Below are 24,896 nucleotides of genomic sequence, written 5' to 3' on the forward strand. Positions count from 1 at the left end.
TTTGGCTTGAGTGCTCGAGTTGAAGCGTGGCGCGGCGACGCGCCTTTTAGAACTTGTGGCGAAGCGCCACGCGCGCTACGACCTGATTCTGCGTCGACGAGGGCGTCTGCACGCCGGGGATGAATGCGTCGTCGAGAATCGAATTGGTCGAACTGCCGGCGACCTTCTGATACTCGCCCTGGATATAGACGTCCGTACGCTTGGACAGGTTGTAGTCCGCCATCAACCCGACGGAGTGGATCTTGGGCTTCACGCTGCCTGTCGAGGCGTCGTATGTCTCCATCGTGTAGACATACTGCGCGCCGACGAAGAATGCGGGTGTGATCTGGTATTTGCCGTTCACTTCGAAGTTCTGGTATTTCAGCGTATTGAGCAGGACGCCGTTCGCGGCGAGCGGGATGCCGATATAGCCGTTTCCGGTGGGGTCTTGGTAATTCGAGTTGGTATACGCGAAGCCGACGGTAGCCGAGCCGAACGTGTAGTTGACACCGCCGCCGAACACGCGCATGCGGCCGGCGATGAAGCTTGCGTCGTTCGCGGTGATTGCGCCGTTCGAACCGACGCCGGGATTATTTGCTTGCAAATAGGCGGCGGCGACCAGCAGACCGCCGTTTGCGTATTGAGCACCGAAGCTGTACTGACGGTTGTTGGCGAAATTCGTATCGTTGCTAAAGCTGTACGTGCCACCGAACTGGAAGCCCGAGATATCGGGGCTTGCATATTTGATGGTGTTATCGACGCGGAACGAATTATCGGTGTTGTCGTTATCGTAGGGGTGGGCAAACAGATAGCCTGCCCAATTGCCGTTGGCGGTGGTTTGCGCGAGGTAGTCGACCACCGAGTCGTATTGACGGCCTAGCGTAACGGAACCGAAGCGATCGCTGCTCAGACCCACATAGGCTTGCCTGCCGAACATGCGGCCGCCCTGATTGAGCCGACCGGAATTCAGGTCGAAGCCGTTTTCGAGTTGAAAGATTGCTTTGAGACCACCACCGAGATCTTCCGAGCCTTTCAAGCCCCAGCGACTGCCTTGTGCATAGCCGCTGGCGAGCTCCACGACGCTACCGTGCCCGACGTTATTGGTGTAGTCGATCCCTTCATCGATGACTCCGTACAGCGTCACGCTGCTCTGTGCGAAAGCGGGGGAAGCGGCGGCGCCGAGCAGGGCGATAGCGAGGACTTTCTTTTTCATAAGATCTCCAGAATGGTTTGGCAAGTGGCCGACGCATGATTTTCCGGCCAATACTTTTTGCAAAGCGAGGAATTCTGATGGCATCAATCGGAAACGCCGATGGAGCAAGCGCGGGAGAATCAGCAACGAGAGAAAAAAGTTTGCTATCCGAATGATTTAACGGGACGGGAAGAGGATGCGAGGGACGAAGCGAGATGAAATGTAGTGCACCTCATTCACTGCACTGCAGTGCAGTGAATGAGGTGGGAGAGAGGAGAGCCGAAGCAGATGGTTTTAAGAAATACGCTTCGGCGCGCGCAGCGCCGCCGGAAGAATGACGCCCTTGTCACAAACGCTGGAGGGTGCACGAGCACGGATTCCACGGAGCCACTGCCACTTGCGGGCCACGGTTCCCACTTAGCATGAGCGGTTTGAGCCGCTTTCTTTTGCCTACTTTTCTTTGCGGCAGGCAAAGAAAAGTAGGTGCCGCCCCGCACAGGGGCAACGCTAATAGACCACTAAGAAATCAAGGAAAGGCCAAGAATCCAGATCAAGGAAAGGCCAAAAATCCAGATCAAGGAAGGCAAAGAATCCAGATCAAAAAAACGCCACCGCCGCGAGGCAAACAGCAACCCTAAACGTTAACAGCAACCACCAGATTGCGCCTCTCCTCCACCATCTCCTCGATCAAACCAGCGAGCACATCCACAGCCGGATCCCGATTAACCGAAGCCCGATGCAACTCGAGATCGGCCGCGGGCAAGGCGGGCAACCCATCCTGAACCCCCAGCACCCGCCAGTTATCCGGCAACGTACACCGATCGATAATCGTCACAGCCGCCCCATGATTAACAGCAACCTTAATCCCGGTAGGACTCTGACTCGTATACACAACCTGATACTGCCGCTCAAGCGCGGCGAGCGCTGCAAGCCCCCGCTGCCGGTAGCAGCAAGTTTCAGGAAACAAGGCAAGAGGCACCGGCGCCCCAGCCTCCAAAACAAAATCCCGATGCGCGGCCCACACCACTTCCTCACGCCCGAGATGCCGCCCACTGGTTTGCGACCCGTGCCGCACTACTAAAGCCAGATCCAACTCCCCAGCCTGCAACCGCTCCAGCAACTCCAACGACATCCGGCAGTGAATATGCGGCCGCACGCCCGGCCTCAGCGCATAAAACTTCTTGAGCAACTCAGGCAGCCATAACTCAGCATAGTCCTCGGGCAGGCCAAACCGGATCACCCCATCGCTACTGCTCCGGTTCAGTGCCGCGATCGCCTCGTTCTGCACCTGAATAATGCGTCGCGCGTGAATCAAAAAATTCTCGCCATCGCGCGACAAAGCCAGCCGCCGGCTGTTACGCAGAAACATATGCGTATCCAACCGCTCCTCCAGCGTGCGGATCCGCAGACTGATGGTCGACTGCGTGCGGTGCAGCAGTTTGGCCGCTGCGGTAAACCCGCCACTGTCGACGACAGCAACGAATGCCCGCACCAGTTCGGGGTCCAGAGAACTCAGTTTCGACCAATCGGGTCCGCTGATGGAAGCCATCGGAATTACTCGCTTTCCAAAGAAATTTGGCGATCAAAACATGGGGGCGTCAGTGAGGTGATTGTTGTCGAAAACAATTCGCGTCACAAATCAGTCTGAACCCCTAATCTGGAGTCTCTCCGTGTCAGTCAGTCTTCCTCTTGCCGATGCCGAATGCAACGATTTGAGCGACATCGTCGATACCGGGCGCTATCCGTTGCACGATCCGGACCACCCCCGTATGCGCGAGCTGATCGCGAGCTGTCGCGCCCACCTGGCGGGCAACGGCAGCGCAGTGCTGCACGGCTTCCTGCGGCCCGAGGCACTCGCCCAGGCGCGCGTCGAAGGCGTGGCGCTGGCGGCCAAGACCTACTTTTCAACCCGTAAGGTCAACGCTTACTTCACTGCGGACGATCCGTCGCTGCCCGCCGACGATCCGCGCCGCGTCTTCATGGACCGCACCAGCGGCTTCGTCACCCGCGATGTGATCCCCGCCGACGCGATCGTGCACCGCATCTACGTGGCCCAGGCGATGAAACGCTTCGTTGCCGCTTGCCTCGGTGAAGCGCGTGTCTGGGAATACGCGGACCCCTATGCCGGACTGGTTCAAAACGTCATGCCGCCGGGCACCGAACAGCCGTGGCACTACGACACCAACGAATTCATCGTCTCGATGATGACGCAGCAGCCGGAAGCGGGCGGCGATTTCGAGTATTGCCCGAATATCCGTTCGCCCCAGGGCGAGAACTATGGCGACGTGGGCAGCGTGGTGCGCGGTGAGACGCGGGCGCCGATCAACGTGATCACGTTGCAACCCGGCGATCTGCAACTGTTCAAGGGACGCTTTTCGCTGCACCGCGTCACGCAGGTGCAAGGCGGAATCGACCGGCATACGGCGATCTTCGCGTACTCACAGAAGCCCGGTGTGATCGGCAGGCTCGAACGCACGCGCCAACTGTATGGACGCGTGTCCGAAATGCATCTGGAAGCCGAGCAACGCCTCGTGCGCGCCGACAACCTCGTCGATTGAAGCTGTTCTTTTAAAACCATTCCACGTCCCCATCAAAACCATGACGATTATTCGCCCGACCCATCTTCCGGAAGATTGCGAACCGACCGCGGAAGAGATCGCGCAGATCCAGCGTGACCGGCTTGCCGCCGTGCGCCGTGAACTGAAAAAGCGCGATCTGACCGCCGCGATCCTGTTCGACCCCACGCATATGCGCTATGCGACCGGCTCGCGGAACATGCAGGTGTATTCGATGCGCAATCCAGCGCGCTATCTGTTCGTGCCGGCCGAAGGCAAGGTGGTGCTGTTCGAATACGCCGGCTGTGATTTTCTCGCCGACGGCCTCGACACTGTCGATGAAGTGCGGCCTGCCACCGCGATCTCCTACTACTTCTGCGACGACATGCTGGGTCGCGTCACCGAACGCTGGGCCGCTGAAATCGACGAGCTGATCAACGAGAGCGGTGGCGGCAAACGCATCGCCATCGAGAGCGCGACGTCGGCGGCTGCCTTTGCGTTGCAGGCGCGCGGCTATCAGATCAGCGACGCACAGGAGCCGCTCGAACGGGCGCGCTCGATCAAGGTGCCCAACGAGATCAAGATGATCCGTTCATCGCTGCGTGCCGCCGAAGAGGGCGTGCGCAAGCTCGAAGCGGCACTCGTGCCCGGCATCAGCGAAAACGAACTCTGGTCGCATCTGCACAAGCACATCATCGAAACGGACGGCGACTACGTGGAAACACGTCTGATCAGCTCGGGGCCGCGCACCAATCCGTGGTTCCAGGAAAGCAGCCCGCGCAAGATCCAGACGGGCGAGCTGGTTGGACTCGATACCGACGTAGTGGGGCGCTTCGGCTATTACGCCGACTTCTCGCGCACCTTCCTGTGCGGCGACGCTCCGGCTACGGCGGCGCAGAAGAACCTCTACAAGCTCGCCTATGAACAGGTGCATTCGAACATGGAGAACGTGCGTGCCGGCACGACCTTCCAGGAATTCATCGCGAAGGCGTGGAAGATTCCCGGCCCTTACCAGGCGCGCCGCTATTTCGCGCTCGCGCATGGCGTCGGCATGACCGGCGAGTATCCATACATCGTTCATCGGGAGGACAACGACGCCAAGGGCTATGACGGCGTGATCGAGCCGGGCATGACGCTGTGCATCGAAAGCTACATCGGCCATGAAGACGGTGGTGAAGGCGTCAAGCTGGAAGAGCAGGTGTACGTGCGCGACGACGGTCGCGTGGAACTGCTGTCCGACTATCCGTTCGAGAAGCGCCTGCTCGCCTGAGCGCACGGCGCGTCCTCATCGGCATGTGAGACAGAGCTTCGGCCTCTCGCGCATGCCGCTCAATGCAATTCAACGCTCCAAGGGTGATCGACGATGCAATTCAGACAACTTCGGGCGGTGCTGTGCGCCGCCGCCATGACTTTGACCGGCGCTAGCGCGCAGGCTGCGGATAACTGGTGCGCGCAGGGCAAGACGGTGCATTTCGCGGGCATTACGTGGGAAAGCGGCTCCTTCGCCACTGAAGTGCTGCGGCAGATTCTTGAAAAGGGTTACGGTTGCAAGACCGATGTCGTGCCCGGCAGCACGGCGGCTACTGAAACCGCACTGGCGCACAACGACGTGCAGGTGTGGGCCGAACAGTGGACCGGACGCAGCGAGATCACCGCGAAGGCGGTGGCCTCGGGCAGCGTCAAACTGGTCGGCGACACCTTGCCGGGTGGCACGAAGGAAGGCTGGTTCGTGCCGGAATACGTGGTGAAGGGCGATCCCAAGCGCGGTATCAAACCGGTCGCAGCGGGTCTTGTTTCGGTGACCGACCTGCCTAAGTACAAGAGCGTATTCGCGGACGACGAGGAACCGGACAAGGGCCGCTTTCTCAACTGTCCGACGGGTTGGGATTGCGAACGGGTCAACACGCGTTTGCTGAAGGTGCTGAATCTCGATGCGAGCTTCACCAATTTCCATCCGGGGACGGGCGCGGCGCTCGATGCGGCTATCGCGTCCGCGTACCAGCGCGGTGCACCAATCGTCTTCTATTACTGGGGGCCAGCGGCGTTGATGGCGAAGTACAAGTTCGTCGAACTGAAAATGCCAGCCTATAACGATGCCTGCTGGAAGACGTTGCGCGACGAAAGCAGTACCTCACAATGCGCCTCCTCGTACATGGTCTCGCATGTCACCGTAGGCGTATCCACGCCGTTCTACGACGCTGACCCGCAACTCGTGTCGATGCTTGGCAAGGTCAAGTTTCCGAGGGACTTCCTCAACAGCACAATCCTCGAAATGAGCACGAAGAAACTCGACGGCTCAGCCATGGCTACGCAGTTCTTGCGCGAGCATCCGGAGATGTGGAAGCAATGGGTGCCTGCCGACGTCGCGTCGAAAGTGCAGGCTGGACTTGCTGGCGCCTGACAGGCGGTAACGTCAGGCAGATTTCGACGGCACGAGGTCCTGCGGCGTCGTGCCGGACAGCAGGTTCGTACAGCCTGCTGTCCACCTGCAGTGGAGGCTTGATCATGAATTCGTTTTTTCTGCATCTTTCGATAGCCGACTGGGTAAACGACGCCGTGCAATCGTTCGTTACCCGCTATGGCGATAGTTTTCACCAGTTCAGCATCGCACTCTTGCGCTATGTGCTCGTGCCGCTCGAAGGCGCACTGCGCGCCTTGCCGCCGTGGCTGATCCTGCTGGCGGTCGGCGCGGTGACGTGGAATGCGACGCGGCGGCTAAGCATTGCCGGCTTCTTCATGCTGCTGCTCTATGCGATCGGTTGCTTCGGTCTGTGGGAAAAGCTGATGCAGACTCTCGCGTTGATGCTGGTAGCCACCGTGCTGTCGGTCTCGCTCGGCGTACCACTCGGCATTCTGACCTCGCGCAGCGCATGGCTGCGGCGCGTGCTATTGCCGACGCTCGACGTCATGCAAACGCTGCCCAGCTTCGTCTATCTGATTCCGGTGTTGATGCTGTTCGGCCTCGGCAAGGTGCCGGCGATCCTCGCCACGATCATCTATGCGCTGCCGCCTCTGATTCGCCTGACCGATCTCGGCATTCGTCATGTGGATAGCGAGGTGGTCGAGGCGGCGCGCGCCTTCGGCACGACGCGCTGGCAGTTACTGGTCAACGTGCAGATGCCGCTGGCGCGGCCCAGCATCATGGCCGGCATCAACCAGACGACGATGATGGCGCTGTCGATGGTGGTGATCGCCTCGATGATCGGTTCGCGTGGGCTCGGCGAAGATGTGCTTGCCGGCATTCAGACGCTCGACGTCGGCAAGGGGACGCAGGCGGGTATCGCCATTGTGATTCTTGCGATCGTGATCGACCGCATCAGCCAGGGCTATGGCCAGGACCGTCGCGCGCGGCGCCTGTTCGCGCAGCGCAGAAAGGCTAAAGCGGCTTCGCGCATTCCTTATCGCATGAGCAGCACGAATACGGATGAAACTTCGGCGGCTGAAGGCGGGCTCGAAACCCGCACGGCCAAGTAGCAGGAAAACGAGGAAAGCAAGGAGAGCGACATGGCAGCGATTGAAGTCAACCACGTGTACAAGCTTTTCGGGCCGCCGACCAGTCATGCGCGCGTGCTCGATCTGCTGCGAAGCGGCAAGGGCAAAGCCGATGTGCTCGCCCAGACCGGTTGCAATGTTGGTCTGAACGACGTCAGCCTGAGTATCGGTGCGGGCGAAATCTTCGTGATCATGGGACTGTCCGGCTCCGGAAAGTCCACCCTGGTACGGCATTTCAACCGACTGATCGAGCCGACGTCGGGTGAGATCGTGATCGACGGTTCGGACGTCATCAAACTTGGCGCGCAAGGATTGCGTCACTTGCGCCGCTACCAGGTCAGCATGGTGTTCCAGAATTTCGGGCTGTTGCCGCATCAGACCGTGCTCGACAATACGGCGTATGCATTGCGTGTGCGTGGCGAAAGCAAGTCTGAGGCCAATGAGAAAGCCCGTGTCTGGCTCGGCAAGGTGGGCCTGAACGGTTACGACGAACACTATCCGGACGAGTTATCCGGCGGCATGCGCCAGCGGGTTGGGCTGGCCCGTGCGCTTGCCGCGGATACGGAGGTGCTGCTGATGGACGAAGCATTCTCCGCGCTCGATCCGCTGATTCGCACGGAAATGCAGGATCAACTGCTGCAACTGCAGGCTACGTTGCAGAAGACCATCGTGTTCATTACGCACGATCTCGACGAAGCACTGCGGATCGGCAACCGCATCGCGATTCTGCGCGACGGCAAACTCGTGCAGGAGGGTACACCCAACGAGATTCTGACGCGCCCGGCGGACGACTACGTGAGGCGCTTTGTCGAGCGCCGCTCGGATCGCGGCACGGCGAGCCATTGATGCGTTGCTCGTATGCAGATTGACGTGAGGACACCGGGTTCACGGTACAACCTGCGCGAACTCGGGCAAGCTATCTTCAGGCGGGAGCCTGTCGTCGACCGCGAGGCCGCGGCAATCGGGTGCCGGAGCGGCAGTCGCTGCAACGATCTCGATACCGGCACGGCTATCCGTGTTGGCGACACGGGTCGTTTCGGCTTGCGTGGCGATGCTGCAACCGAGCGCCTCGAGCAGCGAGGTCGAGTTAGTCGAGCGGCATTCCTCGTGTAAGTTGTCAGCCCAGTTCGCATAGTCGAGGAACTTGCGCCGTTCGTTCCGATTCCCGGGCAGTTCGGCATATCTGGCATAGGCGAGTCCCGCGTGTGTCGGGTCCATCTCGATAGCGCTCACGTATTCGCGGCGCGCGCCGTCGTCGTCGAGCAGCTTGAGCGACTCCGCCAGATTGACGTGCGCCTCCTGGTAACCCGGTTTCAGATAAACGGCTACGCGGAAATCGTCGCGCGCGTTTTGCAGGTCGGTTCTGGCTTCAGTGGAATGGCGGTCCGGCGCCTGTCTGGCGAGTGCCAGCCAGGCGCGGCCAATGGCATTGAACGCAGCCTCCCGGGACGAACGCAAGGCGATGGATCGCTCGAACGCGCTGATCGCCATCTTGTGGCAACCGAGTTCGCTGAGTGCAACGCCCCAGTTATAAAAGCTCCAGGACGATGGGTACTTGGCGGAGAGGCGGCTGACCGCGTCGATTTCGTCTTTGTAATCGTGGTACGCCTCATCGATCTTCGATAGTCCAAGCAGGGCCCATTTGTAATTCGGCTGTTCGTCGCCGGCGTCGACAATGCTCGAAAATACCCGCTCAGCCTCGGAGAAATCACAGGCTCCCTGGCCGGCGTAGCAACGCGCCTGGGCTTCAGCCGACTCATACGAGGCGTAGATATAGGGGCTGTGTTTCTTCAACACATCCACGGCGAGATTGGAGAGATTTTGGTCCAGATCGGTGATCGAGCCTTCGGGCGTGGCAAAACGGGACACTTCGCCGCGCTCCGCCAGGACCAGATGCAAAACGTAGCGGTCCGGGGTGCCGGTGACGCTGCCCGAGATGGTCGAGACCGGAAGCGGCAGCGCCTCGCGCACGTATTGCAGGATCGTTTTCGCGGAAATAGACGTGCCAGGCACCGAGAAATCCGGCATGTCGGAATCGAGCTTGATTTCTTCTTTGGCCGAGGCGGGGATCACGTCTGCCGCGCGCGCTTCAAGTGCAATCAGGTGGCCCGCAACGAATGACTGGAAGGTTTCGCTGGAATAGCCGATTTTGGCGAACGCCTCGGGCACGTAGATATTTTCGATGAGGGTTTCGCGTGCGAATATCAGCTTCCACAGCATGGCCCCGGCAAGACATGCGCCGATCAGAAGCAGCAGGTTCAACGAAACCATGCGCAGGTTGGTCGTGAAGGTTGCGAGCTTCGCAACGCGGTCTTCGCGCGGGGTGCTTGCCTTCCTGAGCGTCGGCTTCGGCCTTTGTTCTGGCTCGGGGGTGGATCCCGGATGCGCCTGATTGGTTGGCTTGACCGCTTTTAGATGCGAGGGGCGATGAGCTCCGCGGTGATGTCTCTGTGCGTGCATACTGCCTCCCCTCGATGAGCCGGCTTCAACAAAACGAAGCTGCGAGGCGAGGATTTAACAATTGGGCGGCCGGCGTGGCCAGGGGGTATTAATCAGGTCCGCAAGCGTAGCGCTCGATGCCGAAATGTTTTTTCAGTCCATCCCAGCCGAGCGTCGTGACGGTCACCGCCCGCGTAGTGGGCGACCTGCACATCCATCCCCATGCAAGGAATGCGTCCATGAGCCGGGCGCCTAACTGTCCCGCGACGTGATATTGCCGCTCGGTCCAGTCAAGACATTGGCGCGCATGGTCCGTTTGGTCGAACGCCGGATCGCCCATGTCGATACCGAGTTGCTGCAGCCATTCGCAACCGGGCGCGGTGAGTGCGTATTGGCGCTCGCCGGCCTCGGCGATGAAACCCTGCGTGAGCATGCTTTGCGTCACCGCGACGCCGATCTGACCCGCCAGGTGGTCATAGCAGCAGCGTGCGAAACGCAGCGCCTGGGCCGAGCGACTGGGCGTATTGCGCCAGGCCGGGGTGACCGGTCCGACTGACGCGAGGCTTTCAAGCAGGTGCGAAACGTGCACGCCCGCGAGCCGGTAATAGCGATGCCGGCCCTTGCTCTCCACGCTCAGCAAGCCGCCGTCGAGCAGCTTGGAGAGATGCGAACTCGCGGTCTGCGCGGTCACCCCCGCCGCTTCCGCAAGCGCGCTGGCCGACAGCGCGCTGCCGTCGGCGAGTGTGATCAGCATCACCGAGCGAACCGGCTCGGCGATCAGGTGTGCAACGCTCGAAATATTGTGCTGGCCCATTTGTTTGCTGCGTCCTTCATTGATGCGCGTTCGATGCCTGTTGGCAGGTGAAGAACCGTTCGTTTATTCGCTCTGACACTTCGATACAGCTCGAAGCATTCTCTGTGCAGGCCGCCTTATAGTCAACGGCGAACCGATAAACAGGGGCTGGAACTCTTGAACAATGAACGTGAATATCAGAAGCGGGTATTGATTGCGACGAGCCTCAGCTACGTCATTGTCATACTGGATACATCGATCGTAAATGTCGCGCTGGAGCCGGTTGCGGCCAGTCTGGGCTCGGATATCAGCGGCCTGCAATGGGTGGTCAACGCTTATACGCTGACATTTGCCAGCCTGTTATTGAGCGGTGGCGCATTGGGCGACCGGATCGGCGCGAAGACCATTTATCTCGCCGGATTGCTGGTTTTCGCTTGCGCATCGGCTGTATGCGGATTGGCGCCGGATTTGCAGGTTCTGGTTGCCGCCCGGATCGCGCAGGGCGTCGGCGCGGCATTATTGGTGCCGTGTTCGCTGACGCTTATCAATCGTGCTTTTCCGGGTGCGCGGCAGCGGGCCAGCGCGATCGGCATGTGGGCCGGATGCGGCGGTATCGCAATGGCGGCGGGGCCTCTCGCCGGTGGTCTGCTGATTCATCTGCTCGGTTGGCGAAGCATTTTTCTGGTGAACGTGCCGATCGCGCTGATCGGCGCGTGGCTGACTACGCGCGTCGATTCGGACCGTCCGGCCGCGTCGGACAGGCCGATGGATGTCGCCGGGCAGATGCTCGCCATCGTCGCGCTTGGCGCGTCGGTAGCCGTGCTGATCGAGGGGGCGAAGCTCGGGTGGCAGGTGGGTGCCATAAGGGCGGGCGCGGTGGTCGCGCTGGCCGCCTGGGTGGCGTTCGTGCTGGTCGAGGCCAAACGGAAACAGCCGATGCTGCCTTTGCACTTCTTTCGTAGTCCGGTGTTTTCTGCCTCGGCGTTTGTTTCGCTGATTTCCGGCCTGGTGTTCTACGGGTTGTTTTTCCTGCTGAGCCTGTACTTCCAGTCGGCTCGTGGATGGTCGCCGCTGCGCACCGGCCTGGCATTCCTGCCGTTGACCGCGATGGTGACGATCGGCAGCTTCGTATCCGGCGCGTTGAACAGGGCGTATGGCGCGCACCGGCTCGTTTGCGGCGGCTTCCTGCTTTATGCACTGGGTTTCGCCGGGCTTGTCGCGCTCGCAGACGATGCGCCGTACTGGCGTATTGCGCTTTGCTTTCCGGCTGTCGGTTTTGGGGCAGGGGTGATTACGCCGGCGGCGACCGCCGCGTTGATGACGGCGGTGGACAAGGCGCGTGCCGGCGTCGCGGCGGGCGTGCTCAACGCAAGCCGGCAGACAGGGTCCGCCTTTGGCGTCGCGATCTTCGGCGCATTGATGAGCGCGATGCAACCACTCGACGCCGGGGTTCGCGCGGCGGTCTATCTGGCGATCGGCCTGTCGCTGCTCGCCGCGCTGGTCTGGGCCATCGCGTTGGCCGTGGCGACGCGTTATGCAGGCGGGGATGCCTGTTAAGCGGGATGGACCGCTCAGGGTTTCGCATGTGGACCAGGCGATTTATTATCGCTGGTACTAGTCAGGTGCATTTTCGGCCACCGATACTCAAACCAATTGCTATGGCCATCGTGCCACATCCGCTCCCTACGGACCGCCATCACCCGGTCCGGCCCTTCAATGACAGGCGGATTCAGCAGAGATGATTTCATCGATCACAAAAAGCAGGCGGAGACTTCATGCTCAAGTTCTTGATTGGGATCGGCATCCCCTATATCGGCGTGATAGGGCTGCTGCCCTGGGTCGCTTCAGTCGATAGATTCGTCCTGGGCGTACCGTTCATCTATGCGTGGATCTTCGCCTGGTTTGTACTGACGTCGATCTGCCTGCAGGTGTGCTGGCGTCTGTTCGATCGCCGCGCGGATGATGCAGATCCGCAAACCCACTGAAGCTGCAGGAGAGCCAGGATGTCCACCGTTGTCTTTCTCGGTTTGATTCTCTTCTCGCTGTATCTGGCGATACGGTCCAAAAAGGGGCACGGCGCACAAAGCGTTCATGACTTCTTTGTCGCGTCCCGGCAGTTCGGCGCCTATCTGGTCTTTTTCCTCGCTGCGGGCGAAATCTACAGTATCGGCACGATGGTCGGCTTTCCCGGCGGCATCTATGCCAAAGGGCCAACCTATGGGGTCTGGTTCCTGGGATATATCCTGCTGGCGTACCCCGTCGGCTATTTCATCGGGCCGAAAATCTGGGAGGCCGGCAAACGCTATAACGCCATCACGCTGCCCGACCTGTTCAAAGGTTATTACGGCAGCCGCGCGCTGGAGGTGATCGTCGCCGGATCGGCGATCCTGTTTTTGCTGCCTTGGGGCGAATTGCAATTCACGGGGCTCGTTGCCGCGTTCAAAGGCCTCGGCTGGAATTTCCAGCCGCTCTATCTGATTCTGATCTCAGCGATGCTGGCATTCACCTACATCGCCATTTCGGGGGTGCGGGCATCGGCGTACATTGCGATCCTGAAGGACGTGCTGATGGTCGCGGCGATTGTGATCACCGGGCTCGCGGTCTCGTGGCAAGCCGGCGTTACGGAAGTTTTTCACGCCGCGAGCCTGCACGTCAGCAACAGCATGAACGCTAGTCAACTGACGTTTTCGATGAGCACCATGCTGTTCCAGTCGCTAGGGTTCTACGTGATGCCGTTCGCTGTGCAGGTTTTCTTCACGGCCGCCAGTCCGAACACGATCCGGCGGACCCAGGTTGCCATGCCGCTGTACATGCTGATGTATCCGTTTCTGGTCATCGCTTCGTACTATGCGATCAGTCAGAACCTGCACCTCGCGTCGCCGAATGAAGCGTTCTTCGCGGCGGCGATCCGGCTGCTGCCGGGCTGGTTGCTGGGTTTGGTCGCGGCCGGCGCCGCGCTATCCGGTCTGCTGGTGCTGACGGGCATCTGTCTCGCCATCGGCCCGCTCGTGACACGCAATCTGTTGCCGAGGATGCCCGAGAGCAAGCAGAAAGCCACCGCGAAAACGGTGATCGTGCTCTACCTGCTGGTCTCGATCGTGATGACCTTGCTGACGCCGAATCTGATGCTCACACTGATCAATACCGCGTACTACGGGGTGACCCAGTTTTTCCCGGGCGTGATGGTGATTCTGTTTTCTCTTCGAGTCAAACCGTCCGCCGTTGCAACGGGTATTCTGACCGGCCAGATACTTGCGATCGTCCTTTACATCCTTCATGCCGATCTCGGTGGATTCAACCTGGGCTTGCTGTGTCTCGTGATCAATATCGCGGTGACCGCCGTGTTGAACCATGGTTGGAAGCGCAAACCGGTGCATGCGCTGTCCTGATCGTTTTCGGCCTGCCTCCTGAATCAGAGAACACCTATATCTATGAATTCGATTGAACGAGGTCCCATCACCGTCTTTGTCGCCAGAAAGATTCTGACGATGAATCCGGCCCAGCCGCACGCCACGCATGTTGCCGTGCGAGACGGCAGAATTCTCTCGGTCGGCAATCTGGAGGAGGTCAGCCGGTGGGGCGAGGTTGAGATCGTCGACACGTTCCAGGACAAGGTGTTGATGCCGGGTCTCGTCGAAGGGCATTGCCATCTGATGGAAGGCGCCATGTGGGACGCCGTGTATCTCGGCTACTACGACCGGCGCGGTCCGGACGGCACCTTGTGGCGCGGTCTGAGAACGCTGGACGAGGTGATCGGGCGGCTCACCGAAGCGCAACGCGCCATGACGGATGCGGCGGCGCCGCTGCTCGCGTGGGGCTTCGATCCGATTTTTTTTGGCGCGAGCCGCTTGTCGGTCAAGGAACTCGATACCGTTTCGACGAGCCGGCCCATCGTCGTGCTGCACGCGAGTGTGCACCTGATGAACGTCAACACCGCCATGCTGGCCCTCGCCGGTATCGACGAGAACACTGACGTCGACGGGATCGATAAAGACAAAGATGGCCAGCCGACCGGCGAGCTGCAGGAATTCGCCGCCATGTTTCCCGTGTATCAGGTGATCGGCAGCCAGCTTTCCATTGCGGCGAGTGAAAAGACCGAGGCCATCTGGAATTTCGGCAAGGTCGCGCAACTCGCCGGCGTGACTACCGCGACGGATCTGGTCAACGATCTGTCGGCGCTGGGCAATCGCAACCTGCGCGAAGTCACTGCCGACCCGCAGTATCCGGTCAGGATCGTGCCCGCGTTTGCTCCACAGCGAAGCCCCGACGGCGGCGTCGAAAAAGTGCTGTCGGCCATTAGCGACAGCACGGAAAAATTGACGTTCGGCCCGGTCAAATTCATCGTCGACGGGTCGATTCAGGGCTTCACGGCGCGGTTGAAGTGGCCGGGTTATGTCGGCGGACAACCGAATGGATTGTGGCTGATTCCGCCTAGCCAGTTGGAAGAGGTGTTCACGCCGTTTCACCGCGCCGGATTGCAACTCCATATTCATACCAACGGCGACGAAGCTACCGAGGTCGTATTGAACGCCGTCGAGAAGATGCTCGATGCGTGTCCGCGCAGCGATCACCGCCACACGCTGCAGCACTGTCAGATGGCCGACGCGAGCCAGTTGACCCGCGCGGCGAAACTCGGCATGTGCATCAACTTTTTCTCCAACCATATCTACTACTGGGGCGACGCCCATTACGCGCAGACCATGGGCCCCGACCGGGCGAACCGGATGAATGCAGCGGGATCGGCGCGACGGCTGGGCATTCCCTTTGCCTTTCACTCGGATGCGCCGATCACGCAGTTGAGCCCGCTGTTCACGGCCTGGTGCGCGGTGCAGCGCCAGACCGCCAGCGGTCGTGTGCTGGGCGCGAGCGAGTGCATCCCCGTGGCGGACGCATTGCGCGCGATCACGCTGGGTGCGGCCTATACGCTCAAGATGGATCATCTGATCGGCAGTATCGAAGTGGGCAAATTCGCGGACTTCGCCGTGCTCGCGGACGACCCGAGCGAGGTCGCGCCTGAGCGGCTGAAAGACGTCGAAGTGTGGGGCACGGTGCTGGGCGGCCGCGTGTTTCAGTCGCCGGTAAAAAATGAATGACACTGCCGCCGCGAGCGTGCGGCCACCCATTCCGCTAGTCGTGCTCGGCGGCTATCTGGGCGCCGGCAAGACAACCTTGCTTAACCATGTGCTCTCGAATGCGGGGCAGCGCCGGGTGGCTGTGCTGGTCAACGATTTCGGCGATATCAATATCGACGCCGCGCTGATCCGCGAACGCACGGACGATGTCATCAATCTGGAGAACGGCTGCATCTGCTGCTCCATCGGTGGGCGCCTCGTCGACGCGCTCGTGAAAATCAGCGCGCGGCCCGAGCGTCCCGAGCTGTTGATCATCGAAGCCAGCGGCGTTTCCGATCCGGTGAAGATTGCGCAGATCGGCCTGCTCGACCGGGCATTCAGGCTGTACGGAATCATCGTAGCGGTCGATGCGGAGCGGATCGGCGCAACCTTACTCGACCCGTACGTCGGCGATATTGTGCGCCGGCAGATTGTGGGCGCGACGGCGCTCGTGCTCACCAAGACTGACCTCGTCACAGAGCAGGAGAAAGCGGCGGCGACCGACGCAGTGTCGTCGCTCGCGACCACTTCCATCCTGCTCGAATCAGCCAACGGATCCATACCGCTGGCGTTGATCTTCGACGCGAGTGTCGCGCCTCGCCATCGCACCAGTGGGCTGTCTCTCGCGGCGGGCGAGCGCCTCAATAGCCATCAGGACATTTACAGTTTTTCCTTTCGGTCGGACTTCCGCCTCGACAGGAAGAAACTCAGGGAGGTGTTTCGCAGCCTGTCTGTCCCGCTATTGAGAGCGAAGGGCATCGTCTGGCTCGACCAGGAGGCTTCTCCGCAGGAACTCCATGTGGTCGGCGGTCGCATTCTGATCACGCCTTTTGCGGGGCACGCAGGGGCTGAGTCGACGATCGTCCTGATTGGCCGTTTCAGCAATGAAGACGAGTGCAGCGTGAAGCGCTGCCTCGAAGGCACGCAAGCGCTGAACTAGGCCCCGTCTCGCGCCAGCGTGGCGCGGCAATGGCGCCACGCGCAGCAAGCGCGTCAGCCGCATCAAGCGCACCAGCGTACCAAGCGCACCAGCGTACCAAGCGCACCAGCGTACCAAGCGCACCAGCGTACCAAGCGCACCAAACACACCCACGGCCCGAATCCGAAAACCCGGTTCGAGGCCAGTCAACCCGCGCGCCCTCCACACTCACTGCACCAGGCGAAACCAGCGCACTGGCCCTACCGTCGAGTGAACACCAAACTTACACTTTTCCATAAGAGATCGCCGCTTAGGCAACCTCACGAGTCTCATCCAATTCACCAAGCAGGAGACATGCATGGCCACAACAGAAACGTCCGCATCAAAGGTCACCGCGGACACACTAGCCGCATTTTCCGCTGCGTTCAACCGTCACGATGCGAACGCGCTGATGGACTTCATGACCGAAGACTGCGTGTTCGACGCCGCCGGCGGAAGCGAAGTTTATGGTGCACGCTTCGTCGGTCGCGACGCCGTGCGCGCAGCGTTCGAAGCGGTCTTCAAGACTTTCCCGGATGCGCATTGGGGTGACGGCCGTCATTACGTTATCGGAGAGCGTGGCGTGTCCGAGTGGGTGTTCACGGGGACGCATGCGGAAGGCTGGCGCATCGAAGCAGAAGGGTGCGATCTCTTCGAGTTCCGCGATGGTCTGATTGCGGTCAAGCGCGCGTTCCGCAAGGAACGCCCGAAGCAGAACGTCTGACGCCGACGAGGAGCTTCACATGGAGCACAGTGTCATCACACGGGTCGGCGAAGGTCTGTCCGCAGGGCGGGACAGCGCGACACAATATGACCCGAGATACGACCCGCTGGTCTCGCCAGGACCCGGGCACGGCAAGCAATACGCACCCACCTACTGGGCTGCGACCGCCGGCACGCCGCCGCCCGACGATGGCCCGATCACGAAAGATATCGACGTGGACGTGGCGATCATCGGCGCAGGCTATACGGGACTCGCGACGGCACTGTGTCTCGCGCGCGAGCATGGCATCAAGGCCGTCGTGCTCGAGGCCAACAAAACCAGTTGGGGCTGCAGTAGCCGCAATGGCGGACAAGGGCAAAATGCGTCGGGACGTCTGTCGCGTTCCCAATGGGTCGAGCGTTGGGGTAAAGACGTCGCATTGAAAATGCACGACGAGATCCAGGAAGGCTTCGACAACTTCAAGTCGCTGGTGGCCGAAATCGATTGCGACCCGCAGCCGGGCGGCCACTTTCTGATTGCGCACCGGCCGCGCATGATGGCTAAACTCGCTGCCGAAGCCAAAGTCTGGAAAGACGTTTTCGGTTACCCGTCGGAGCTCATCGACCAGGCCACGTTGCGTCGCGAGTACGTCAACGATAGTGAGGCGGCCGGCGCGCTGCACGAACCTGAAGGCATCGGCATCCACGCGTTGAAACTCGCTTACGGCTATCTGCGGCTGGCGCGCGAAGCGGGCGCGCGCGTCCATCCGGCGAGTCCGGTGATTGGCTGGGAGACCATCAACGGTATTCATCATCTGCGTACGCCGGGCGGCACCGTGCGAGCCCGGTCTGTGGGTATCGCGACCGGCGCGTATACGGCGCCGGACCTCCATCCTTCGCTGACGAGTCGCGTCATGCCGATCCTGTCGAATTCGATGGTGACGCGTCCGCTCACACAGCAGGAAATCGCCGCCTGCAATTTTCGAACGACACAGGTGCTCACCGATACACGCACCTTGCGTTTCTACTATCGCTTCCTGCCGGACAACCGGCTGCAGATCGGCAGCCGTAGCGCGATCACCGGTGCGGATGCGCCGAATCCGCGCCATTACGAGTTGCTTATCGAAGGAATGGGCCGCAAGTTTCCGGCGTTGCGCGGTGTCCAGATCGATTATTCATGGTGGGGCTGGGTGGACGTGAGCCACGACATGATGCCGCGTGTGTGTCAGCCGGATCCGAAGCAGTCGGTGTTTTACGCACTAGGCTACGGCGGCAACGGTGTGTCATATTCCCAGCAGGCGGGGCGCCGCCTCGCCGAACGGATAGCGGGTAAAGGGTCCAGGCAGACGCTGCCGATCTTCACTTCCCCGTTGCCCGGCCACCCGTTCGCGCCATTCCGTCGCATCGGACAACGAATGCTCTACCAGCTGTATTTCCGGCGCGACGAGAAACCCTGAACGCGCGCTGCGTGCCGCGCCACCCGCGGCACGTCTTTCGCCCGTCGTCGTGCCTCACGCGCACGGCGCTGCGCAGCCAGACAGGTCTGCGCGTCAAGTCATAACAAAAGAGATGATGCAGCGAGACGCGCAAGCGTCCTCGCTCGATCCGAATTGACGGCGCTCAGGTTCCGGGACTGCATGCAACCCCGCATGCAGTCCCACGCGACCGGCGCCGGCATCAACAGGATATGGAGGTGACATGCAGGTATCGAACAAAAGTGAATTGAAGACCGGCCTCAAGGAGCGCCACATGACCATGATCGCGCTAGGCGGCGTGATCGGCGCGGGCCTGTTTGTCGGCAGCGGCGTCGTGGTCAGGCAGGCCGGCCCGGCGGCGGTCCTGTCGTTTCTGATTACCGGCGGTCTGATCGTGCTCGTCATGCGCATGCTCGGAGAAATGGCGTGCGCCCTGCCGGCCGTGGGCTCGTTTTATGAATACGCACGCCTCGCGTTTGCCGGCAAGCGCGGGCCTGGCAAACTGGCGGGCTTTCTGACCGGGTGGATGTACTGGTATTTCTGGGTCATCGTCGTCGCCGTCGAAGCGGTGGCCGGCGCGAAGCTGGTTCAATTCTGGCTGCCGGATACGCCGGCATGGGCGATCAGTCTCGTGTTGCTGGTGGTGTTGACCGCGACCAACCTGATCTCGGTGGGCAGCTACGGCGAATTCGAGTTCTGGTTCGCGTCTATCAAGGTGGCGGCGATCATCGTGTTTCTGTTTCTCGGCGGTCTGTATGTGTTGGGGCTGTGGCCCGCATCGATGCACACCACCGCCGTGATGCCGACGCTGCTTTCGCACGGCGGGCTGATGCCGAAGGGGATCGGGCCGGTGCTCAGCGGCGCGGTCGCGGCGACGGGTTTTTACTTCGGCGCCGAGATCGTCACCATTGCCGCCGCCGAAGCGCATGAGCCGGTCAAGGCCGTCGCTAAAGCCACCAATTCGGTGATCACCCGCGTGCTGATTTTCTATGTCGGCTCGATTCTGCTGGTGGTTGCGCTGGTGCCTTGGGATTCGCCGAAAATGGCGACGCCGTATGTAAGTGCGCTTAGTGCAATGGGTATCCCGGCCGCCGCCAATGTCATGAACGCAATCGTGCTGACCGCGGTGCTGTCCGCGCTCAATTCCGGCCTGTATGCAGCGTCGCGGATGATCTTTGCACTGACCCGTCATGGCGATGCGCCGGCTTCGCTCGCCAAGGTCAATCGCCGCGGCGTTCCGGTTCGCGCGATCCTGATCGGCACCTTGTTTGGCTATGTGTCGGTCGTCATGTCTTACGTATCGCCGGACACGGTGTTCGCATTCCTCGTCAATTCGTACGGCACGGTGGCCATTTTCGTCTACGTGCTGATCGCCGTGTCGCAATTGAAGCTGCGCGCCCGGCTCGAGCGCGAAGCACCGGAGAAGCTGCGCGTGCGGATGTGGTGCTATCCGTATCTGACCTGGTTCGCGATCGTCGGCATGATCGGCATTCTGGTGGCGATGGCGTTCATACCGGACCAGCGCACGCCGCTGTGGCTGGGCGTCGTGAGTCTTGGCGTGCTGCTCGTGGCGTATGCATGGCGCGCCCGAACGCGTGGGGCCGCGTCCACTGAGCCGGAATTCGTGGAGTATCGGACCCACACGCATTGAAGCTCGTCTCACGCGTGATGTTTGCAGTGCAACAGGTGTCGCTCGCGACAACCGCTGCACTGCAGCGACACGTTATTGGTCCGCGCCGCTGCGGCCTCTTTACTTCGATGCGGCCACGGCCGCCGTAGTCGCCGCCGCCGTCGTTGCAGGCTGAAGCAGGGGGCCGATGCGCACGGCTATCTCCTTAAGCTTCGGCACCGCTTTCAACAGATCCTCCAGACTGGACCGCGCCGTGGGTGCATGAACGGCCAGCGCCGCGAGCACACGGCCATCCTCGATATTACGCACTGGCACCGCGACCGCCACCATCCCGCGCACGAACTCCTCATTGTCGACACCGATGCCGCGCATGGCGAGGCGGTCGAGTTCGGCTTCCAGCAGATCGACATCGGTCAGCGTGCGATACGTCATCGATTTGAGCGGCAAGCGCCGGATGACGAGGCCGCGCTCGGCCGGCGTCATCTGCGAAAGAAACAGCTTGCCGCTGGCAGTGCAATGCAGCGGGACGCGCGTGCCTGGCTGCATATGCAGACGCAAGGGCTCGCTCGTCTCGACACGCTCGACGTACAGCACGGTATCGCCGTCGAGCACGGTGAGATTGCAGGTCTCGCCGAGCGACTCCACGAGGGTGCGCAGCAACGAGCGGCACGCCCGCGTAAACGTGCTGTTCGCGAGCGTGGTCAGGGCGAGCTGCGCGGCCCGTGGCCCGAGCGCAATGGCGCGATCGGCCCCGCGCGAGTCCGGCATGTGCGTGACGTAGCCGCGTGCTTCGAGCGACTCGATCAGGCGCATCAAGGTCGCTTTCGGAATCTGCAGACGTGAGGACAACTGGGAGAGTGACGACGGTTGTCCGGCGGACGCGAGTTGTTCCAGCACGTTGAGCGCGCGCAGGACGCGGGTGTCGTCGGCAGGCTCGTGAGCAGGTGCGGGCGGATGCGTGGTGTCTCTCATGTCCTTCCTGAGGCGGATGAAGGTGAATGCCGCCCGAACGGATCAGTGACAACCCGGATGAACACGTGCGGACAGATTGAATAGTGAAACGAAAAAGTCGGTTTTCGTACCGGATTAATCAATCGTAACCGGATTTGCTTGAAGTCGAAACTCTCATCCAATAAATTGGGACGAAATGATCCGGTTTTAAAAGAAAAGGCATCAGCACGGAGACATCAATGGTACGGAGTTTCGACTACGTGGTTGTCGGCGCGGGATCGGCCGGCTGTGTACTGGCCAACCGCCTGTCCGAGAATGGCCGCTACTCGGTATGCCTGCTTGAAGCCGGCCCGCCTGACCGCTTTCTGTGGATCCATATCCCGATCGGTTACGGCAAAACCATGTTTCATCCGGTCTACAACTGGGGCTTTTACACCGACCCGGATCCGAACATGCACGACCGCAAGCTCTACTGGCCGCGCGGGCGCACGCTGGGTGGCTGCAGTTCCATCAACGGGCTGATCTACATTCGCGGTCAGAAAGAGGATTACGACCACTGGGCCGCGCTCGGCAATCGTGGCTGGAGCTGGAAGGAGTGCTTGCCTTACTTCCGGCGGCTCGAACACAACGAGCTCGGCGAATCGCCGACACGTGGCGTGGGCGGTCCGTTGTGGGCCTCTACGATCAAGCAGCGCCACGAACTCGTGGATGCGTTTATCGCCGCGTCGAATCGCCTGGGCATCCCAACGGTCGACGACTTCAATCAGGGTGATCAGGAAGGGGTCGGCTACTACCAGTTGACCACGCGTCGTGGCTGGCGCTGTTCGACTGCCGTCGCTTACCTCAAACCCGCGCGCCGCCGTCCGAATCTGCAGATCGAGACCGACGCGCTGGCGTCGAAGATCCTCTTCGAAGGCACCCGCGCTACGGGTATTCGCTATGTGCAGCACGGCAAGGTTCACGAGGTGCGCGCGCACCGCGAGGTGGTGCTGACGGCAGGCGCGCTGCAGTCGCCGCAATTGCTGCAGGTGTCGGGCGTCGGGCCGGCGAAGCTGCTCAACGAGTTTGGGATTCCGGTGGTCGCGAATCGAGCCGGCGTCGGCGAGAATCTGCAGGACCATCTGCAAGTCCGCCTGACCTATGAAGTGACGCGGCCGATCACGACGAACGATTTGCTGCACTCCTGGACGGGCCGCGCAAAGATGGGTCTGCAATGGGCGCTGTTTCGCGAAGGGCCGCTGTCCGTCGGCATCAATCAGGGCGGCATGTTTTGCCGCGCCTTGCCGGATGAGGCGAAAACGCCCGACATCCAGTTCCACTTCTCCACGCTCTCAGCGGACACCGCCGGCGGCGATGTCCACGACTTTCCAGGCTGCACCTATTCGATCTGCCAGTTGCGGCCGGAGTCGCGCGGAAGCGTGCGGATCCGCACGAGTGACATGCGCGACGCCCCGTCGATCCAGCCGAATTATCTGGCGACCGATCTCGACCGCCGTACGACGGTCGCGGGTGTGCGTTTTGCGCGCCGCGTCGCCGCCACGGCGCCCATGGCATCGCTGATGAAACGCGAAGTGCGGCCTGGCCCGCAGGCGCAAAGCGACGATGAATTGCTGCACTTTTGCCGCGAATACGGCCAGACGATTTTTCATCCGTCCGGCACCGCGAAGATGGGCGTCGCGAGCGATCCGGGTGCGGTGGTCGACGAACGATTACGCGTGTATGGCACGCAAGGATTGCGGGTGGTCGATTGCTCGATCATGCCGACGCTGGTCTCGGGCAATACCAACGTACCGATCGTGATGGTCGCTGAGAAGGCGTCCAGCATGATCCTCGCGGACGCCCGCGCCGACGACCGGCCGGCCGGGCAAGTGCAGTCGCGGAGTATGGAAGCGCAGTATTGACGCAAAAGTGAAAGCAGAAGCAAAGGCAGAAGCGAAAGCAGAAGCGAAAGCAGAAGCGAAAGCAGAAGCGAAAGCAGAAGCGAAAGCAGAAGCGAAAGCATAAGCAACGAACCGAAGTGGCTGCAGGAAGTAAAACGATCGCGACCTGACTCGCTGCATCCGAAGTCGATAACAGCAGCGTGCAGGCGGCGAAATTCGTGCCCCCAGGAGGAGACAGACAGGGGCTCAAAATGTGCTGCGTTGCCGGGACGGCACGCGGCCATCCATTGGAGGAGGCGCTATGGCAATCGATAAGCGGGTGATCCGCCGCGTTGCATTCGCGAGCGTGATTGGAGCGACGGTCGAATGGTATGACTTCTTTCTGTACGGTGTCGTGGCAGGCATCGTGTTCAACAAGCTCTACTTTCCCGCCCACGATCCGCTCGTCTCGACGATGCTGGCCTACGCCACGTTCGCCGTCGGCTTCGTGACGCGGCCGCTCGGCGGCGTGATCTTCGGCCACTTCGGCGACAAGGTCGGACGCAAGTCCGCGTTGATTTGCACGCTCATCATCATGGGGATTTCGACGGCGGGGGTCGCCTTCGTGCCGACCTTCGATCAGATCGGCATCTGGGCGCCGATTCTGCTGCTCTTCTTGCGCGTTTTGCAGGGCATCGGGCTCGGCGGTGAATGGGGCGGCGCGGTGCTGATGGCCTATGAATATGCCCCGCCGAACCGGCGCGGTCTGTACGCAAGCTTGCCGCAGATCGGCTTGTCGATCGGCTTGTGCCTCGCGTCGGGCATCGTCGCGGGCATTTCCCGGCTGCTGCCGGAAGCGGCGTTCCTTTCGTGGGGCTGGCGGGTCGCGTTTGCCGCTTCGCTGCTGCTCGTGGTGCTCGGCCTCTACATCCGCCTTAAGGTGATGGAGACGCCCGAGTTTCTCGAGCTCAAGCGCAATCGTCGCGCCGTGAAAATTCCCTTCGTCGACATGATCACGCGCTATCGCAGTTCGGTGCTGCTCGGCATGGGCGCGCGCTGGATCGACGGGGTGTTCTTCAACATCTTCGCCGTGTTCATGATCGGCTACCTCACACAACGTCTTTCGATGAGCCGCACGGAAGCGCTCACCGGTGTGATGATCGCGGCGATGGTGATGTGCTTCTTCATCCCTTTCTTTGGCCGGATGTCGGACCTGATGGGACGCGCGCGCGTGTATCGCTGGGGCTCGCTGATCTGTGGCGCCTCGGTGTTGCCGGCGTTCTGGCTGATGGAGACTCAGGCCGGCAATACGCTGGCCGTCTGGCTCGGCGTGGTGATCCCGTTCGGCATCTTCTACGCCATGGTCTACGGTCCGGAAGCCGCGCTGTTCGCCGAACTGTTCGATCCGGAGGTGCGTTATACCGGTATCTCGTTCGTGTATCAGTTCTCGGGCATCTTCGCGAGCGGCCTCACGCCGATCATCGCCACGGCGCTGCTACGGCTGGACGGTGGCAAGCCCTGGTACGTGTGCGGCTACGTGATTCTGTCGGCGCTGCTCTCGGCATGGTCGGCGCGAGCGATGGAGCGGCGCGCGAAACCCTTCGACGAGATGGCGACCGTGCGTTGACGATGCGGGCCGCCGGGCGAATACGCACGAATCGCCGCCGAGGGGTGAGATTCTGTTTATAATAAACGGAACAAAACGTACCGAAAAGTACATCGCCCGGCCGCGCCGAACGAACATCCCCGCAGCGGGGAGG

At 61.1% G+C, this 24,896-nt stretch carries 20 protein-coding genes; 15 read left to right on the top strand and 5 right to left on the bottom strand.

Features of this window, described 5'->3' with window-relative positions:
* Positions 1-46: 46 nt before the first annotated feature.
* Both HHL24_RS26210 and HHL24_RS26215 read right to left on the bottom strand, forming a co-directional pair.
* Positions 47-1,192 carry a porin gene (locus HHL24_RS26210; protein ID WP_169488254.1) on the bottom strand — a complete coding sequence of 382 codons (1,146 nt, stop codon included), beginning with the start codon at positions 1,190-1,192 and terminating at the stop codon, positions 47-49.
* Between the two features lie 613 nt (positions 1,193-1,805).
* Positions 1,806-2,720, bottom strand: coding sequence for a LysR substrate-binding domain-containing protein (locus tag HHL24_RS26215; RefSeq protein ID WP_169488255.1), 915 nt, complete (start codon positions 2,718-2,720; stop codon positions 1,806-1,808).
* A gap of 121 nt (positions 2,721-2,841) precedes the next feature.
* Here HHL24_RS26215 and HHL24_RS26220 point away from each other — a divergent pair, with 121 nt between their 5' ends.
* The 5 genes from HHL24_RS26220 (at position 2,842) to HHL24_RS26240 (ending at position 8,064) form a co-directional block, all read left to right on the top strand.
* Complete coding sequence (locus HHL24_RS26220) at positions 2,842-3,729, top strand: HalD/BesD family halogenase (RefSeq protein WP_169488256.1); 888 nt, start codon at positions 2,842-2,844, stop codon at positions 3,727-3,729.
* Between the two features lie 40 nt (positions 3,730-3,769).
* On the top strand, positions 3,770-4,996 hold the full coding sequence (locus HHL24_RS26225) for a M24 family metallopeptidase (RefSeq protein ID WP_169488257.1): 1,227 nt from the start codon (positions 3,770-3,772) through the stop codon (positions 4,994-4,996).
* Between the two features lie 93 nt (positions 4,997-5,089).
* Entirely contained in the window at positions 5,090-6,127 is a 1,038-nt protein-coding gene (locus HHL24_RS26230; RefSeq protein WP_169488258.1) for an ABC transporter substrate-binding protein, read from the top strand.
* Positions 6,128-6,231: 104 nt separating this feature from the next.
* The gene (locus HHL24_RS26235; protein WP_169488259.1) at positions 6,232-7,200 is read left to right on the top strand and encodes an ABC transporter permease; all 969 of its coding nucleotides are present in this window, start codon (positions 6,232-6,234) and stop codon (positions 7,198-7,200) included.
* Positions 7,201-7,230: 30 nt separating this feature from the next.
* Entirely contained in the window at positions 7,231-8,064 is an 834-nt protein-coding gene (locus HHL24_RS26240; RefSeq protein ID WP_169488260.1) for a quaternary amine ABC transporter ATP-binding protein, read from the top strand.
* 39 nt (positions 8,065-8,103) lie between these two features.
* Here the strand turns inward: HHL24_RS26240 and HHL24_RS26245 are convergent, their stop codons facing one another.
* Positions 8,104-9,489: a tetratricopeptide repeat protein gene (locus HHL24_RS26245; protein ID WP_169488261.1), complete on the bottom strand. Its 1,386-nt coding sequence runs from the start codon at positions 9,487-9,489 to the stop codon at positions 8,104-8,106.
* Positions 9,490-9,766: 277 nt separating this feature from the next.
* Entirely contained in the window at positions 9,767-10,471 is a 705-nt protein-coding gene (locus HHL24_RS26250) for an ArsR/SmtB family transcription factor (protein WP_169488262.1), read from the bottom strand.
* A 156-nt stretch (positions 10,472-10,627) separates the two neighbouring features.
* Between HHL24_RS26250 and HHL24_RS26255 the strand changes: the two genes are divergently transcribed.
* From HHL24_RS26255 to HHL24_RS26290, 8 genes are all read left to right on the top strand, one after another.
* The gene (locus HHL24_RS26255) at positions 10,628-12,007 is read left to right on the top strand and encodes an MFS transporter (RefSeq protein WP_169488263.1); all 1,380 of its coding nucleotides are present in this window, start codon (positions 10,628-10,630) and stop codon (positions 12,005-12,007) included.
* A gap of 218 nt (positions 12,008-12,225) precedes the next feature.
* Positions 12,226-12,435 (top strand): DUF3311 domain-containing protein, encoded by a 210-nt coding sequence (locus HHL24_RS26260; protein WP_169488264.1) that lies wholly within the window; start codon positions 12,226-12,228, stop codon positions 12,433-12,435.
* Between the two features lie 18 nt (positions 12,436-12,453).
* Positions 12,454-13,839 (top strand): sodium:solute symporter family protein, encoded by a 1,386-nt coding sequence (locus HHL24_RS26265; RefSeq protein ID WP_169488265.1) that lies wholly within the window; start codon positions 12,454-12,456, stop codon positions 13,837-13,839.
* Between the two features lie 42 nt (positions 13,840-13,881).
* Positions 13,882-15,543, top strand: coding sequence for an amidohydrolase (locus tag HHL24_RS26270; protein WP_169488266.1), 1,662 nt, complete (start codon positions 13,882-13,884; stop codon positions 15,541-15,543).
* Positions 15,536-16,501: a CobW family GTP-binding protein gene (locus HHL24_RS26275; RefSeq protein WP_169488267.1), complete on the top strand. Its 966-nt coding sequence runs from the start codon at positions 15,536-15,538 to the stop codon at positions 16,499-16,501. Before HHL24_RS26270 ends, HHL24_RS26275 begins: the two co-directional genes overlap by 8 nt.
* A gap of 337 nt (positions 16,502-16,838) precedes the next feature.
* Positions 16,839-17,243, top strand: coding sequence for a nuclear transport factor 2 family protein (locus tag HHL24_RS26280; protein WP_169488268.1), 405 nt, complete (start codon positions 16,839-16,841; stop codon positions 17,241-17,243).
* A 19-nt stretch (positions 17,244-17,262) separates the two neighbouring features.
* Positions 17,263-18,678, top strand: a complete 1,416-nt coding sequence (locus HHL24_RS26285; protein WP_169488269.1) for an NAD(P)/FAD-dependent oxidoreductase — start codon at positions 17,263-17,265, stop codon at positions 18,676-18,678.
* Between the two features lie 241 nt (positions 18,679-18,919).
* Positions 18,920-20,347 carry an amino acid permease gene (locus tag HHL24_RS26290; RefSeq protein ID WP_169488270.1) on the top strand — a complete coding sequence of 476 codons (1,428 nt, stop codon included), beginning with the start codon at positions 18,920-18,922 and terminating at the stop codon, positions 20,345-20,347.
* 99 nt (positions 20,348-20,446) lie between these two features.
* On the opposite strand, the gene HHL24_RS26295 is transcribed toward HHL24_RS26290, so the two are convergent.
* Positions 20,447-21,298 (bottom strand): IclR family transcriptional regulator, encoded by an 852-nt coding sequence (locus tag HHL24_RS26295; protein ID WP_169488271.1) that lies wholly within the window; start codon positions 21,296-21,298, stop codon positions 20,447-20,449.
* 218 nt (positions 21,299-21,516) lie between these two features.
* On the opposite strand from HHL24_RS26295, the gene HHL24_RS26300 reads away from it, so the two are divergent.
* Together HHL24_RS26300 and HHL24_RS26305 are read left to right on the top strand one after the other, a co-directional pair.
* Positions 21,517-23,178: a GMC family oxidoreductase gene (locus tag HHL24_RS26300; protein ID WP_169488272.1), complete on the top strand. Its 1,662-nt coding sequence runs from the start codon at positions 21,517-21,519 to the stop codon at positions 23,176-23,178.
* Positions 23,179-23,458: 280 nt separating this feature from the next.
* Positions 23,459-24,763 (top strand): MFS transporter, encoded by a 1,305-nt coding sequence (locus HHL24_RS26305; protein ID WP_169488273.1) that lies wholly within the window; start codon positions 23,459-23,461, stop codon positions 24,761-24,763.
* Positions 24,764-24,896: the final 133 nt, after the last annotated feature.

Source organism: Paraburkholderia polaris (assembly GCF_012927345.1).
Taxonomy (GTDB): Bacteria; Pseudomonadota; Gammaproteobacteria; order Burkholderiales; family Burkholderiaceae; genus Paraburkholderia; species Paraburkholderia polaris.